This window comes from Glacieibacterium sp., assembly GCF_965200405.1.
Lineage (GTDB): Bacteria > Pseudomonadota > Alphaproteobacteria > Sphingomonadales > Sphingomonadaceae > Glacieibacterium.
In genome coordinates this window covers 867,090-881,110 of the sequence record NZ_OZ241356.1, presented here as the reverse complement: position 1 = coordinate 881,110, position 14,021 = coordinate 867,090, and the positions used below count along the sequence as shown (strand labels likewise).

The window sequence follows — 14,021 nt, the reverse complement described above, 5'->3', positions numbered from 1 at the left end:
TTGATGCATCCGCATGCAAAGGGTGACTCATGGCGCAATATCTCAAGCACGGTGAAACTGCAGCGGCACGCCGCGACGACGACCGCAAGGTCCGTGACACGGTCGAGGCGATCCTGGCCGATGTCGAGGCCCGCGGCGACGCCGCAGTCCGTGAGCTGTCGATCAAGTTCGACGGCCTCGATCGCGAGGATTTCCGCCTCAGCCCGGCCGAGATTCAGGCCTGCATCGATAGCCTCGACCCGCAGGACATTCGCGACATCGAGTTCGCCCAGACGCAGGTCCGCAACTTCGCCCAGATCCAGCGTGCCAGCATCACCGACGTCGAGGTCGAGACGTTGCCCGGCGTCGTCCTCGGCCACCGCAACATCCCGGTCAACGCCGCCGGCTGCTACGTTCCAGGCGGCAAATACCCGCTGCTCGCCTCGGCGCACATGTCGGTGATCACCGCCAAGGTCGCCGGCGTGGCGCGCGTCGTCACCTGTGCCCCGCCGTTCAAGGGCAAGCCGGCCCCCGCGATCGTCGCCGCCCAGGCGATGGCCGGCGCCGACGAAATCTATTGCCTCGGCGGCATCCAGGCGGTCGCGGCGATGGCGCTCGGTACCCAGTCGATGGCCTCGGTCGACATGCTAGTCGGCCCGGGCAACGCCTTCGTCGCCGAAGCCAAGCGCCAGTTGTTCGGCCGCGTCGGCATCGACCTGTTCGCCGGGCCGACCGAGACTTTGGTCATCGCCGACGACAGCGTCGATGGCGAACTGTGCGCGACCGACCTGCTCGGCCAGGCCGAGCATGGCCCCGACAGCCCGGCGATCCTGCTGACCAATTCTGAGAAGCTCGCTCGCGACACGATGCGCGAGATCGAGCGGCTGCTGCAGATCCTGCCGACCGGCGATGTCGCGCGCCAGGCCTGGGAGCGCTTCGGCCAGGTCATCGTCGCCGACGACGTCGACGAGATGGTCCGCATCGCCGACGACATCGCTTCGGAGCACGTCCAGGTGATGACGCGCGATCCCGACTATTTCCTCAAGCACATGACCAACTACGGCGCCCTGTTCCTGGGCGCGCGCACCAACGTCGCGTACGGCGACAAGGTCATCGGCACCAACCACACGCTGCCGACGCGCAAGGCGGCGCGCTACACCGGCGGTCTTTGGGTCGGCAAGTTCCTCAAGACCTGCACCTACCAGCGTGTCCTGACCGACGAGGCGAGCGCGATGATCGGCGAATATTGCAGCCGCCTGTGCGCGCTGGAGGGCTTCGCCGGCCACGGCGAGCAGGCCAACGTCCGCGTGCGCCGCTATGGCGGCCGAAATGTCCCCTATGCCGGACGCGCCGAGCCGCTTATCGCCGCCTGATGGAGCTGCCCCGCACCCCGTCGTTCAACGTCACCGGCCAGCGTGCGCTGGTCACCGGGGCCGGGCGCGGTATCGGCCTCGCCGCAGCAGTGGCGCTGGCCGACGCCGGGGCCGAGGTGACACTAGCGGCGCGCTCGCGCGAGGAGATCGAGGCGGCGGCTGTCGAAATCACTGGGCGCGGGGGTCGGGCGCGGGCCCTGGTCCTCGACGTCCTCGACGTGACGACCGCCGCGGCGGTCATCGCCGCTTCGGGACCGTTCGACATCCTGGTCAACAACGCCGGGACCAACCGCCCCAAGCCGGTCACCGAGGTGACGGTCGACGATTATGACACAGTGCTCGACCTCAACCTGAAGGCGGCATTCTTCGTCGCGCAGGCGGTGGCGCGGGGCCTCATCGCGGCGGGCAAGCCGGGTTCGCTGATCCACATGGGCTCGCAGATGGGGCATGTCGGCGGCGTCAACCGCTCGCTCTACTGCGCCTCCAAATGGGCGCTGGAGGGGATGAGCAAGGCATTCGCGCTCGACCTGGCAAGCCACGGCATCCGCTCGAACACCATCGCGCCGACGTTCATCGAAACGCCGCTGACCCGCCCGTTCTTCGCGGACGCCGCGTTCATGGCCAGCGTCCTGGCCAAGATAAAGCTAGGGCGGCTCGGTACCGTCGAGGATCTGATGGGGGCGATCGTGTTCCTCGCCTCGCCCGCCTCGGCGCTGATGACCGGCACGTCGATGGTCGTCGATGGCGGCTGGACGGCGGACTGACGCCTGCGGCATCACGAGCGCAGCATTCGAGGGGAAGATCATGAGCAGCACATCAATCCGGACGACGCATGTCGGCTCGCTGCCGCGCAGCACCGCCGTTACCGACCTGGTCTTCGCGCAGGAGCGCGGCGATCCCATCGACGAGGCCGAGTTCGACCGGATCATCGGCGGCGCGGTCGCGGATTGCGTCGCGAAGCAGGTCGCCGCCGGGATCGACCTGGTTTCCGACGGCGAGATGTCGAAGATTTCCTACGCCACCTACGTCAAGGACCGCATCACCGGCTTCGACGGCGACAGCCCGCGCACGCCGCCCGCCGACCTCGAGGCTTTCCCGGGCTTCCTGGCGCGCCAGGCCAAGGGCGGCGGCACCCCGACCTATCGCCGGCCGCGCTGCGTCGGCCCGATCGCCTCGGCGACGATGCAGCCGCTGGCCGACGACATCGCGCGCTTCGAGGCGGCGCTGGCCGCGAACCCGGCGGCGGGCGGCTTCATGAACGCCGCCTCGCCCGGCGTCATCGCGCTGTTCCAGCCCAACGATCACTATGCGACGCAGGACGAGTATCTCGAGGCGCTGGCCGAGGCGATGCGGCCCGAATATGAGGCGATCGTCGCCGCCGGGCTGATCCTGCAGCTCGACAGCCCCGACCTCGGGCTCGGCCGCCACATGATGTACAAGGACCGCAGCGACGCGGATTATCTCAAGCTGATCGGCCGCCACGTCGAAGTGCTCAACCACGCGTTGCGCAACGTGCCCGGCGAGGCGGTCCGCATGCACGTCTGCTGGGGCAATTACGAGGGGCCGCACCACTGCGACGTCGAGATGGGCGTCATCCTGCCGGTGCTGATGCAGGCCAAGCCGCAAGGGCTGTTGTTCGAGACCGCCAACCCGCGTCACGCCCATGACTGGAGCTATTTCGTCGAGATGGCCGACATCATCCCGGAGGACCGCGTACTGATCCCCGGCGTCATCGACAGCACCACCAACTTCGTCGAGCACCCCAAGGTCGTTGCGCAGCGCATCGAGCAGTTCACCGCCATCGTCGGGCGGGACCGCGTTATCGCCGGGACGGACTGCGGCTTCTCGACCTTCGCCGGTTTCGGTGCGGTCGACCCGGACATCGTCTATGCCAAGCTGGCGACGCTGGCCGAGGGCGCGGCACTGGCGAGCGCGCGGGCATGACGGCCTCGCTCAAGTCGCGGCTGGCGGCGGGCGAGACGATCGTCGGGACCTTCGTCAAGACGCCGTCGCCGATCATCGTCGAGGTACTTGGCCTGACCGGGCTCGACTGCCTGTGCCTCGATGCCGAGCACGCGCCGTTCGACCGCGGCAGCATCGACCTGTGCGTCATGGCGGCGCGCGCCGCGGGGATGGACGTGCTGGTGCGAACGCCGTCGGTGGCGCCGGAGCATATCCTGAACGCACTCGACTGCGGCGCGACGGGGATCGTCCTGCCGCACATCCGCTCCGCCGCCGAGGCGCGGGCAGCGGCGGCAGCGAGCCAGTATGGGCACGGCGGGCGCGGCTATGCCGGCTCGTCGCGGGCGGCAGGCTATACGACGCGTTCGATGGCGGATCACCAGGCGGCCAGTGCGGCGCGGACCGTGGTCATCGCGCAGATCGAGGATCCCGAGGCGATCGACGCCATCGACGAGATCGCGCAGGTCGAGGGCGTCGACGCGCTGTTCGTCGGCCGGGTCGACCTGACGGTAGCTTACGGCGCGACCAGCCAGGACGACCCGCGCGTCGTCGCGGCGGTCGAGGCGGTATGCGCGGCGGGAGTGCGGCACGGGCGGCCGGTCGGGATGTTCCTGGCGCGGGTCGAGGACGTGCCGCTGTGGCGCGACAAGGGCGCGAGCCTGTTCCTGCTTGGGTCCGACCACAGCTTCATCCTGAGCGGCGCTGCGGATTTGCTGAAGCGCGCGAAGGCCTAGGGATCCTCCCTTTAAAGAGAGGAGGATCTTTAGACCCGCCGGCCCGGCAGCAGCGGCTTGGCATGCGTCTCCGGCAGGCACAGCCACAGCACCCCGGCCACCGCAAACGTCGCACTCGCCAGCATCATCGTCGACGCGAGGCCGTAGCTCCCGGCCAAAAACCCCGTCACCAGCGGCGCGAAGAAGCTGACGATCCGCCCCCAGTTGAAGATCGACGCGGCGGTCGACTTGAGGTGCGCCGGGTAAAGCTCGGTGATCCACGGCCCCCAGATGACGCTGGCCGAGAGCATGAAGCCGTAGATGCAGCCGATCACCGACAGCGTCGCCAGGTTGGTCGGCACGCTGAGATAGACCACGATCGCCGCCGCTGCGATCAGGAAGCCGAGCGCGTTGAAGCGTCGCCCGAAGCGATCCCCGGCCCAGCCCCAGAAGAAGCCGCCGGCGATATTGCCCGAGAACTGCCACGCCACCAGCTTGCCGATCGCCAGTGCCGGCAGGTGGCGGATGTCGGTGAGGTAAATCGTCAGCCAGCCGCTATACGATTGGTACGCAAAGAAATTCAGCCCGGTCAGCGACGCCAGCATGACCGTGCGACGCCGCACGCCGTGCGCGAACAGCTCGAAGATCGGTAGCTTAGAGGCGCGCTCGACACCCCGGTCGGCGCTCGGCGGGATGATCATGTAGGCGGCGAACGCCAGCAGGATCGGCGGGACCCCGCCCAGCCACAGCAGCAGGTGCCAGTCGCGCCCGGCCAGCGCGCCACTGGCGAGGCCGAGCAGAACGATCGACAGGCTGAAGGTCGCGTTGATCATGCTCGCCAGCCGGCCGCGGACGTTGCTGGAGAACAGCCCGACATAGATGCCGACGACGATCGGGAAGATGCCGCCGAGGAACAGGCCGAGACCGAAGCGCTGGGCCAGCAATGTCACGTAGCTGGTCACCCCGACGCCGGCGATCAGCATCAGGCCATAGCCGATCATCACCACGACCAGCATGTTGCGCCGCCCGAAGCGGTCCGCGAGCTGGCCCATGATGATCGCGCCGATCAGCGCGCCGGCGCCCTGCGCCGAATAGGCCGAGCCGGCTTGGGTCAGCGATAGTCCCAGGCTGTCGCGAATGTAGGGGCGCAGGACGTCGACGGTGTTCCACGCCCAGCCGTAGAAGAACTCGGCGATCAGCAGGAAGCCGAACGCAGCAACGGCGCGCCCGGTCGTCGGGCGCGCCGTCTCTGCCATCGGCGCGACCACGACCTCGGCCGGGGCGGCGCTGCCGGCGGTGACCGCCTCGTCGTGTGTCGCGGCAGCACCCATCCGAAGTCCTTTCGTCGCGACCGGTTACTTGCGGACGGTGACCCGCACGCCGAACTGCCGCGGTGGCTCGTAGCTCGCCTGCAGCGGGGTGCCGCCGTAGGAGACGATCGTCCGCACCGTCGCATTGTTGACGTTGGTGGCAAAGGCCTCGAACGTCAGCTGCGGGTTGTAGGCCCAGGTCAGGTTGAGGTCGATCTTGGCGTAACCCGGCGAGCGGCCGAGCTTGTCGTTGAACGCCTGCTCGTCATACTTGCCCGAGAAGGTCACCGCGGCGAACGGCGTCAGGGTGCCCAGGTTGCCGAGGTCGAAGTCGTAGCTGGCGAAGGCCGAGCCCGAGAACTTCGGCGAGTGCGGGATACGGTTGCCCGACAGGTCGCAGCCGAACGCCAGGGCGGGCTGGCCGACGCCGCCGGTGCCGGCGGTCGGGGTGCAGGTATAGCCCGGGGCGAAGATGCGGCGCTGGCCGGCGGCGGCGATGACGACGCCGTTGACGACGGTCGGTGCGGTCTGCGTCGCGTCGGGCACCAGGATCGAGGTGCCGTACGGCAGCGGCACGTTGTTGAAGTCGCGGTACTTGGCGCTCAACAGGCTGAGATTTGCGCCGAGGTGGACTTCGGGGGTTGGCTGCCACAGCGTCTCGAACTCGACGCCGTACGAGCGCGCGGTCGCGGCGTTGAAGGTCGTCTGCAGCGTCGTGCCACCGATGATGACCTGGCGCTGCTCCTGCAGATCCTTGTAGTTGTTCAGGAACGCCGCGACGTTGACCTGCACGGTGCGGTCGAAGAAGCGGTTCTTGGAGCCGATCTCGAATGCCGTGACGGTTTCCGGCTGGAACGTCGGCGCCGCCTGTGCGGCGACCTGGCCGGAGTTGAAGCCGCCCGAGCGGAAGCCCGACGAGACCGTGCCGTACAGCAGGCTGGTGTCGGTCAGCTGATAGTCGACGCCGGCGCGGTAGGTCGTCTGCTTGAAGGTTGCCGGGCAGTAATTGGCACCGACGAAGCGACCGGCGGAGTCGATATTGAAGCCGGCGGTGACGCCCGCGGTACCGCAGTTCGTCGGCCGCGCGCCGTAGAATGAGTTCGGCGGCGTCGGCAGGCCGAAGTTGATCAGGGTCAGCGGGCTGGGCTGGCCGGCGACCGGCAGCGGCAGGAAGCCATTGCCCGAGGCATTGAAGAACTGCTTGTGATCGTTGGTGTAGCGAACGCCGCCGGTGAACGACAGCTGATCGGTCAGGTGATAGGTCGCCTGGGCATAGACCGCCTTCGATTCGAGCTTGGTCTTGTTGTAATTATAGGTGCCGTTGTTCGCTGCCGCCGTGATCGGGGTGGCCAGCGCCGACGAGCGGATGGTGCGCGGCAGCTGCTGGTTGATGAACAGGCTGCCGAGGTCGTCGTGATAATAGAAGACGCCGGCGACATACTGGAGCTTGCTCGACTTGCTGCTGGAAAGCAGCTGCAGTTCCTGGCTGTAGGTGCGTGCCGTGGTCAGCTGGCTGTCGATGGCAATGGTCGACGACGAGAAGTCGGAGTCGCTGGTGCGGACCGCGTTGTAATCGACGAAACCGGTCAGCGACTTCAATGTCACCGGGCCGAAGTCGTACTGCATGTCGAGCGACGCCTGGGTCTGCTTCTGGCTGCGGCGCGTCTTGTAGTCGTTGTCGACGGCGTATTTGTCGCCGGCCTTGTAGATCGGGATGCCGATATCGACGCCGGTTCCCGCTGCACCGGCCGGTCCGGCGACCGTCGTCGTGCAGTCGGCGATGCCGTCGCGGTTGCCGGCGCGGCTGTTGATCAGCGCCACCGAGGTGTTGAACAGCGTCTGGCAGGTCGCCGGGTCGACATAGGTGCCGATCTGCTTGTAGCCGAAGGCCGAGCCGCCATGGCCGCCGTTGAAGGCGCGGGCGACGCGAAGGACTGCCTTGAACTCGGCACTTGGCTCGAAGCGCAGCGAGCCGCGGATGAAGCGCTGGCGCTCGTCGAACAGGTCGGCGTGCTTGATGAAGTCGTCCTTGACGTAGCCGCCCTGGTTTTCAAAGGCGCCGGCAAGGCGGAACGACAGGGTCGGGGTCAGCGGCGTGTTGACGAAGCCCTCAAGGCGGACGCGCGAATAATTGGCGCCGGTCAGCGTGCCGCCATAGTCGAAGCTGTCGCCCGGCTCGTTGGTGGTGACGGTGATGTTGCCGCCGATGGTGTTGCGACCGAACAGGGTGCCCTGTGGGCCGCGCTGGACCTCGACCTGCGCGACGTCGACGAAGCCGAGCGTCGCCTGGCTGGTGCGCGACTGGTAGATGCCGTCAACGAAATAGCCGATGACCGGGTCGCCGGTGACTTCGTTGTTGGCGGTGCGGATGCCGCGCATGGCTGGTCGCGCATCCGAGCCCGAGCGGCCGAAGTTGAAGCCAGGCACGAACTTGGCAAGCTGCGACACGTCGGTGACGCCGCGGCTGGTCAGCGTCTCGCCGGTCACCGCGGTTACCGACAGCGGCACGGTCTGCAGGCTCTGCGCCCGGCGCTGCGCGGTAACGACGATGTCGCCAAGGCCGCCGGCCTCTTCAGTCGCTGCGGGATCGGCGGTTGTCGCGCTTTGCGCAAACAGCGGCGTGGCGCCCAGGGCGAGTGCGCACGCCGAGGTTCCAGCCAGCAGAAACTTGTTGAACATCGTAGACCCCTATCGACAGAAATGTCGTTCCCTGCCGTCGGGTGTATTCAAGGCTTCATTTCTTGTCCACGTCATTTGCATTCGGATGCAGATTTGACCCGTAGCGTGTTTAATCTGTCACAATATCGTTAAAGTCGTGCCGACCGCCCGACGATGAACTGTCCGGTGAACAGGCGGCGCTCGGCCGGGAGTTCGGGATCTTCGATGCGCTCGACCAGCATGGTGATCGCTGCTTCGGTCATGCGCCGCACCGGCTGGCGGATCGAGGTGACGCGGTAGCTCGACCAGGTCGCCGGGCCCGACCCGTCGAAGCCGACGACGGACAGGTCGTCGGGCACCTGCAGGCCGAACTCGTCGCGCGCCAGGTCGATCGCGCCGATCGCCATCAGGTCGCTGACGCAGATGATCGCGTCATAGCCGTCGCGCTGCGCCATCAGGGCGCGCAACCCGGCGCCGCCGCTTTCATAGCTGAAGTCGCCGCGTACCATCGGCACGTCGGTGATGCCGTCCTGCGCCAATCGCAGCAGCGCCGATTCGCGGCGCTCCTCGCCGACATAGCTGTCTTCCGGCCCGCCGATGATGCCGAAGCGCCGGTGGCCCGCCAGCAGCAGGCGCTCGACCAGGTCGCGCTCGCCGGCGGCGGAATCGCAGCATACCGAGGCCGCCGACGCCGATTGCGCAACGCGGTTGTACAGGACGAGCGGCACACGCTGGTCGATGAACTGGCGGATCTGCGCATCGGCGAGGCGGGCGGCGCTGATGACGCCGTCGACGCTGTGGCGGAAAACCTGGTCGAGAACCTCGTCGACGTCGCTCTCGGCGTGAAGCGAGAACAGCAGCACACGGATGTCGCGGGCGAGCAGGCGTTGCGTCAGTTCTGCCAGGACCTCGGGATAATAGAGCGCGGTCAGGCTGGAGATCAGCACCGCGACAAGGTTGGTCCGTCCCGAAATCAGGCCCTGCGCCAGTGCGTTGGGCCGATAGCCGAGTTCGGCAGCGACCTTCAGGATGCGCTCGCGGGTGGCCGGCGCGACGCTCTCGCCCGGCGAAAAGCAGCGCGATACCGCCGACTGCGAGACGCCCGCCCGTCGCGCCACGTCGTACGACGTCGGACGCTGGCCGCTCGGCATCGGCTCGAACGCCACCGCCTTGGCGGCCGGCGGACGCTTGCCGCGCGGGCGCCCACTTGCCTCAACCATCCTTGCGCCCCCGAACCATCATGCCGTCATCCATGCCCGCTTCGCGTCATCATGCAAGTTCGGCAACAGTATGTCGCAAAACATCTTGGCGCGCAGTGCATTCGGATGCATAGGGCACGTGCTATTTACGGGAGGACCATGATGACGAGCAATGCAGTGCCGGGCGGGCTGCCTGGACGGACCACATACATAAAGGCACCGGCGCGCGACTCGCTGGGGGACAGCGGCAATGTCGTCGAGACCGTAGTCGGCATCCTGAAGGACGTGCAGACCCGCGGCGACGCCGCCGTGCGGGACTATTCGCTGCGCTTCGACAAGATCGAGCTGGAGCGTTTCGAGGTCACCCAGGCCGAGCGCCTCGCCGCGCTGGCGGGCATGGAGCGCCAGACCCAGGCCGATACCGAGTTCGCCATCGACAATGTCCGCCGCTTTGCCGAGGCTCAGCTGGCGACGATCCTGCCGCTGGAAGTCGAGCCGTTGCCCGGCCTGCACCTCGGCCACCGCGTCATCCCGATCGAGCGGGTCGGTGCCTATGTCCCCGGCGGTCGCTTCCCGCTGCTGTCGGCGCCGATCATGACCATCGTGCCCGGCAAGGTCGCCGGTTGCGACGAGGTCGTCGCCTGCCTGCCGCCAAATGCCCATCCCGCTATGATCGCCGGCTGCCACCTGTCGGGCGCCGACCGCATCTTCCGCATCGGTGGCGCCCAGGCAATCGCCGCGATGGCGTTCGGCACCGAGAGCGTACCGCGCGTCAACAAGATCGTCGGCCCGGGCAACGCCTTCGTCAACGAGGCCAAGCGCCAGGTTTTCGGCCCGATCGGCATCGACCAGCTCGCCGGTCCGTCGGAGATCTTCGTCCTCGCCGACTCGACCGGCGACGCCGAGCTGATCGCCACCGACTTGCTGGGCCAGGCCGAGCATGACGTCCGCACCCGCGTCGGCCTGATCACCACCGACCGCGCGCTGGCCGAGGCGACCGTCCGCGAAGTCGCCAAGCAGCTCAAGACGCTGGCCACCGCGCAGGTCGCATCCGAGAGCTGGGAGAACTACGGCGAGGTCGTGCTCTGCGAGGACGAGGAAGCGATGATCGCTTACTCCGACCATGTCGCGGCCGAGCATCTGCAGATCCACACCGCCGACCCGATGGCGTTCTCGAAGAAGGTCCGCAACTACGGATCGCTGTTCATCGGGATCAATGCCAGCGTCGTCTATTCGGACAAGTGCGTCGGCACCAACCACACGCTGCCGACGATGGGCGCCGGCCGCTACACCGGCGGCCTGTGGGTCGGTTCGTACGTCAAGATCGCGACGCACCAGTGGCTCGAGGACAGCGCCATCGACCTGGTCGCGCCGCCCGCCATCCGCCAGAGCGGCAGCGAGGGCCTCGAAGGCCATCAGAAGGCGGCGGCAATCCGCTTCGAGCGGCGCAAAGCGAAAGCGGCCTGAGTTACACTACCCTCCCTGCGTTTCCGCGGGGAGGGTAGGTTACGGCAATAACCCTCCCCGCCAGCGCGGGGAGGGTTTATTCGTTCAGGCGAACACCGGCGCTGCGGGGCTGTCGCCGCCGCGGACGACAAAGGCGTTGAGCGGCACCGACGCGGTATTGCGGAATGCGTGCGGCAGGCCGACCGGGACGGTCAGCAGGTCGCCGGCGCCCATGATGATCGCGCCGTCGGCCCAGCTGACCTCCAGCGTACCGTCCTGGATCATGATGACCTCGGGCTCGGCGCGGGTGTGCGTCGGCACATAGGCGCCGGTCTGCAGCGTCAGCTGGCGCAGGTTGAAGTTCTGCGGCCACCAGCCGGTGATCGGGCCCGGTGCAAAGCCGTCGCCGGTCGCCCGGGGAACGATGATGCCGGCCTCCTCGACGCCCTCGGCGGCCAGCGGCGACCCCGGGTTGGCGACGATATCGCCCGCTGCGACGACGCACTGCGCCAGCTTTTCGGCGGACGGTGTCTTGAGATGCGCCATGCCGTCGGCGTCTAGGCCCTGCTCCATCTCGACATCCTGCAGCTCGGCGGTGCCGCTGGTCGTGTCGATCAGCCGGCCCCCCTTGGCGAGCTTGAGGCCGAAGTCGGCGGCCGCTTCGAACACGGCGGGCGCCCAGGTCACCTTGCCGGGATCGTCCTCGCCGAGGATAGTAAACAGGAAGCCGGTGCCCTGGTCGACCTTCTCGAAGCCGCGGAACATGTGGATCGGCACCGAGCAGACGTCGCCCGGCCCGATCTCCAGCGAGCCGTCTTCCTTGTTCGGCCCGAACAACAGGCGCCAGCGGCCGGAGTGGATGATGAACACCTCGGCGGTGTCGTGGCTGTGCTGCGAGTTGACGCAACCGAAGGGCTGGCGCGCCGCGCCGATGTTGAAGCCGTGGCGCTCGGTCAGGTGGACGTGCTGCTCCGGACTCTCGGAGACGCCCGCACCGATGATGGTGAAATTCTCCTTCTCGGTCGAGCCGGGCGTTCGGGTGTCGAGGAACGCCGTGCGGCACGGGATCAGGTCGGCATAGCGCACCAACCGTTCGTTCATCATGGCCTGGGACCAAATCGCCACTGGAATTCCTTACGTGCCACGTTATTGCATTCGGATGCATTGTCGCTAAAACATCGAGCCGGCTAGTGCAAGAGCCGCTGGGGCAGAACGTACGGATGACGGCAATGGTGCGACATCGAAGTGACGATATCCAGCCGGTGGATGCGCAGTCCAAAGCTGCCGTCGCCGACCGTCGCGCCGCCGCCGTTCCCGTCCTGCTGCTGCCCGGCACATTATGCGACGAGCGGGTGTTCCAGCCATTGCTCGACCGCCTGCCCAAGATGCGCGCGCAGGTCGTGGAGCTCACCGGCACCGAGTCGGCGAACGCCATGGCCCGCCGCATCCTCGCCGATGCACCGTACCGCTTTGCACTGATCGGCTTCTCGCTGGGTGGCATCGTCGGGCTGGAGATACTGGCGCTGGCCCCGGAGCGAGTCGTCGGCATCGCCCTGGTCGCGACCAACCCCGGCGCTGCCGACCCGCAGCGCCATGCCATGCGCCGTGCCGCCGTCGCCGATGCCGACAGCCGCGGCATTGCCGTCCACACCGCCGATACCCTGTGGCCGACCTACAGCGGTGCGGCCCCGACCGACGAGGCGATCCGCGACCTGGTCGTCGACATGGCGCGCCGTGCCGCCCCTGCCAGCTACCGCGAGCAGACCGAGATCGCCCTTGGCCGCGCCGACAGCCGCAACCGCCTCGCCAGCTGCAAAGGCCCGGTCCTGGTGCTGGGTGGCGACGCCGACCGCGTCACGCCGATCGCGGTCCAGCACGACCTGGTCGCCCCCGGGGCGGTGTTCGCCACCGTCCCCGGCGCCGGTCACTTCCTGCTGCTGGAAAACCCCGATGCCGCTGCCGCGCACATCGGCCGCTGGCACGCGCAGCTATCGTTAGTTTCCGCAACCGTTCCAACCGCCCTATAATGCCCCGAGCAAAGGATTTCATGATGAGCGACGAGCCTACGCCCAAGCTGAGCAGCGTCCGCGCCAAACCCTATGCCGCCGACGGCAAGGCCGTGCTGCAGGTCGAGCGCCGCGACTTCATCGACCTGGTCCCGGAAAACCGCGAGCGCGTCCAGAGCATGCGCGGCTTCGACGAGTGCTATACCGACATCGTCGACTATATCGTCCGCTGCACCCACAAGATCTGGGACGAGCGCGACGTCGGCCTGATCTACACGCACTACACGCACAATTGCGTCGCCTACAGCTCGCTCGGCACCGTCTATAATCGCGAGGATGTCGTCCGCGAGACGGTCAAGCGCATCGTCGAGCTGCCCGACCGTCGCGGCATGGCAACCCAGGTGATCTGGCGCGGCAACGACGTCGACGGCTTCTACACCTCGCACCTGGTCACCGGCACCGGGCGTCACACCGAATACGGCATGTACGGGCGTCCGACCGGGCGGACCTTTGCGGCGCGTACCATCGCCGACTGCATGATCCTGGAGAACAAGATCTACCGCGAGTGGCTGGTTCGCGACAACATGGGCCTGCTGGTCCAGCTCGGCGTGGAGCCGCATGCCTTCGCGACGAAAATGGCGCTCAACCAGTTCGAGAAGGGCGAGACCGTCGTCGAGATCGGCGAAAACCGCCGCATGATCGGCCAGTATCCGCCCGAGGTGAAGGCCGACACCTCGATCGCGCATACCGATACCGAGGTGAAGCTGCTCGAATGGCTCCACCACATCTACAACCAGCGCATGTTCGGCAAGATCCAGGAGATCTACGCGCCGGGCGTCCAATGGCACGGCCCGATGATGCGCGAGTTGTTCGGCATCGCCGCCGTGCTGCAGCAGACCATGAAGCTGGTGGCGATGATCACCGACGGCAATTTCGTCGTGCAGCACATCTGCTCCAACCCCTGCGAGGAGGGCGGCGAGAAGGTCGCGATCCGCTGGACGATGGACGGCCACCACCTCGGCTATGGCTCGCTCGGCGCACCGACCGGCCACCGGCTGTTCGTGATGGGCATGAGCCATTTCCACATCATCGACGGCAAGATCGTCGACGAGTGGGTGGTCTATGACGACCTCGCGATGCTGGTGCAGTTGAAGCTTGGCGCCATGGCGATGGCCGCCTGATCCGATGACGTTCGCCCGAGCACGCAAGTGCCCGGGCGACGCTCAGGCTGGATCCCTGGTCCTGGCGGAGCGGGAGGGATTCGAACCCTCGAAGGGCTTTTGACCCTTACACACTTTCCAGGCGTGCGCCTTCGACCACTCGGCCACCGCTCCGTTGCGGGGCGGTTAGCATGGGGTTCGCCCACGGCAAAGCC

11 protein-coding genes and 1 tRNA gene are annotated in these 14,021 nt (G+C 67.3%); 7 read left to right on the top strand and 5 right to left on the bottom strand.

Annotated elements, in window-relative coordinates:
* Positions 1-29 precede the first annotated feature (29 nt).
* The 4 genes from hisD (ACOFKW_RS03945) to ACOFKW_RS03930 are packed head-to-tail and all read left to right on the top strand — an operon-like array spanning position 30 to position 4,048.
* A complete protein-coding gene (hisD, locus tag ACOFKW_RS03945; RefSeq protein WP_419816050.1) occupies positions 30-1,352 on the top strand; it encodes a histidinol dehydrogenase in 1,323 nt (440 codons plus the stop codon).
* Entirely contained in the window at positions 1,352-2,116 is a 765-nt protein-coding gene (locus ACOFKW_RS03940; RefSeq protein ID WP_419816049.1) for an SDR family NAD(P)-dependent oxidoreductase, read from the top strand. Before hisD (ACOFKW_RS03945) ends, ACOFKW_RS03940 begins: the two co-directional genes overlap by 1 nt.
* A gap of 40 nt (positions 2,117-2,156) precedes the next feature.
* The gene (locus tag ACOFKW_RS03935) at positions 2,157-3,296 is read left to right on the top strand and encodes a cobalamin-independent methionine synthase II family protein (protein WP_419816048.1); all 1,140 of its coding nucleotides are present in this window, start codon (positions 2,157-2,159) and stop codon (positions 3,294-3,296) included.
* Positions 3,293-4,048 (top strand): HpcH/HpaI aldolase family protein, encoded by a 756-nt coding sequence (locus tag ACOFKW_RS03930; RefSeq protein ID WP_419816047.1) that lies wholly within the window; start codon positions 3,293-3,295, stop codon positions 4,046-4,048. Before ACOFKW_RS03935 ends, ACOFKW_RS03930 begins: the two co-directional genes overlap by 4 nt.
* Positions 4,049-4,077: 29 nt before the next feature.
* Here the strand turns inward: ACOFKW_RS03930 and ACOFKW_RS03925 are convergent, their stop codons facing one another.
* The 3 genes from ACOFKW_RS03925 to ACOFKW_RS03915 form a co-directional block, all read right to left on the bottom strand.
* Positions 4,078-5,358: an MFS transporter gene (locus ACOFKW_RS03925; protein WP_419816046.1), complete on the bottom strand. Its 1,281-nt coding sequence runs from the start codon at positions 5,356-5,358 to the stop codon at positions 4,078-4,080.
* Between the two features lie 24 nt (positions 5,359-5,382).
* Positions 5,383-8,016 (bottom strand): TonB-dependent receptor, encoded by a 2,634-nt coding sequence (locus ACOFKW_RS03920; RefSeq protein WP_419816045.1) that lies wholly within the window; start codon positions 8,014-8,016, stop codon positions 5,383-5,385.
* A 128-nt stretch (positions 8,017-8,144) separates the two neighbouring features.
* Positions 8,145-9,215, bottom strand: coding sequence for a LacI family DNA-binding transcriptional regulator (locus ACOFKW_RS03915; RefSeq protein WP_419816044.1), 1,071 nt, complete (start codon positions 9,213-9,215; stop codon positions 8,145-8,147).
* Positions 9,216-9,353: 138 nt separating this feature from the next.
* Here ACOFKW_RS03915 and hisD (ACOFKW_RS03910) point away from each other — a divergent pair, with 138 nt between their 5' ends.
* Positions 9,354-10,661: a histidinol dehydrogenase gene (hisD, locus tag ACOFKW_RS03910; protein WP_419816043.1), complete on the top strand. Its 1,308-nt coding sequence runs from the start codon at positions 9,354-9,356 to the stop codon at positions 10,659-10,661.
* Positions 10,662-10,745: 84 nt separating this feature from the next.
* Here hisD (ACOFKW_RS03910) and ACOFKW_RS03905 read toward each other — a convergent pair whose 3' ends face one another.
* Positions 10,746-11,765 carry a cupin domain-containing protein gene (locus tag ACOFKW_RS03905; RefSeq protein ID WP_419816042.1) on the bottom strand — a complete coding sequence of 340 codons (1,020 nt, stop codon included), beginning with the start codon at positions 11,763-11,765 and terminating at the stop codon, positions 10,746-10,748.
* Between the two features lie 104 nt (positions 11,766-11,869).
* On the opposite strand from ACOFKW_RS03905, the gene ACOFKW_RS03900 reads away from it, so the two are divergent.
* Positions 11,870-12,667, top strand: a complete 798-nt coding sequence (locus ACOFKW_RS03900; protein ID WP_419816041.1) for an alpha/beta fold hydrolase — start codon at positions 11,870-11,872, stop codon at positions 12,665-12,667.
* A 23-nt stretch (positions 12,668-12,690) separates the two neighbouring features.
* Entirely contained in the window at positions 12,691-13,827 is a 1,137-nt protein-coding gene (locus ACOFKW_RS03895) for an ester cyclase (RefSeq protein ID WP_419816040.1), read from the top strand.
* A gap of 62 nt (positions 13,828-13,889) precedes the next feature.
* Here ACOFKW_RS03895 and ACOFKW_RS03890 read toward each other — a convergent pair.
* Positions 13,890-13,980: transfer RNA gene (locus ACOFKW_RS03890), tRNA-Ser, on the bottom strand.
* Positions 13,981-14,021: the final 41 nt, after the last annotated feature.

Excerpts from the sequence above, each read along its gene's own strand:
- hisD (WP_419816050.1), top strand. The coding sequence starts at position 30 with ATGGCGCAATATCTCAAGCACGGTGAAACTGCAGCGGCACGCCGCGAC.
- ACOFKW_RS03940 (WP_419816049.1), top strand. The coding sequence starts at position 1,352 with ATGGAGCTGCCCCGCACCCCGTCGTTCAACGTCACCGGCCAGCGTGCG.
- ACOFKW_RS03935 (WP_419816048.1), top strand. The coding sequence starts at position 2,157 with ATGAGCAGCACATCAATCCGGACGACGCATGTCGGCTCGCTGCCGCGC.
- ACOFKW_RS03930 (WP_419816047.1), top strand. The coding sequence starts at position 3,293 with ATGACGGCCTCGCTCAAGTCGCGGCTGGCGGCGGGCGAGACGATCGTC.
- ACOFKW_RS03925 (WP_419816046.1), bottom strand. The coding sequence starts at position 5,358 with ATGGGTGCTGCCGCGACACACGACGAGGCGGTCACCGCCGGCAGCGCC.
- ACOFKW_RS03920 (WP_419816045.1), bottom strand. The coding sequence starts at position 8,016 with ATGTTCAACAAGTTTCTGCTGGCTGGAACCTCGGCGTGCGCACTCGCC.
- ACOFKW_RS03915 (WP_419816044.1), bottom strand. The coding sequence starts at position 9,215 with ATGGTTGAGGCAAGTGGGCGCCCGCGCGGCAAGCGTCCGCCGGCCGCC.
- hisD (WP_419816043.1), top strand. The coding sequence starts at position 9,354 with ATGATGACGAGCAATGCAGTGCCGGGCGGGCTGCCTGGACGGACCACA.
- ACOFKW_RS03900 (WP_419816041.1), top strand. The coding sequence starts at position 11,870 with ATGGTGCGACATCGAAGTGACGATATCCAGCCGGTGGATGCGCAGTCC.
- ACOFKW_RS03895 (WP_419816040.1), top strand. The coding sequence starts at position 12,691 with ATGAGCGACGAGCCTACGCCCAAGCTGAGCAGCGTCCGCGCCAAACCC.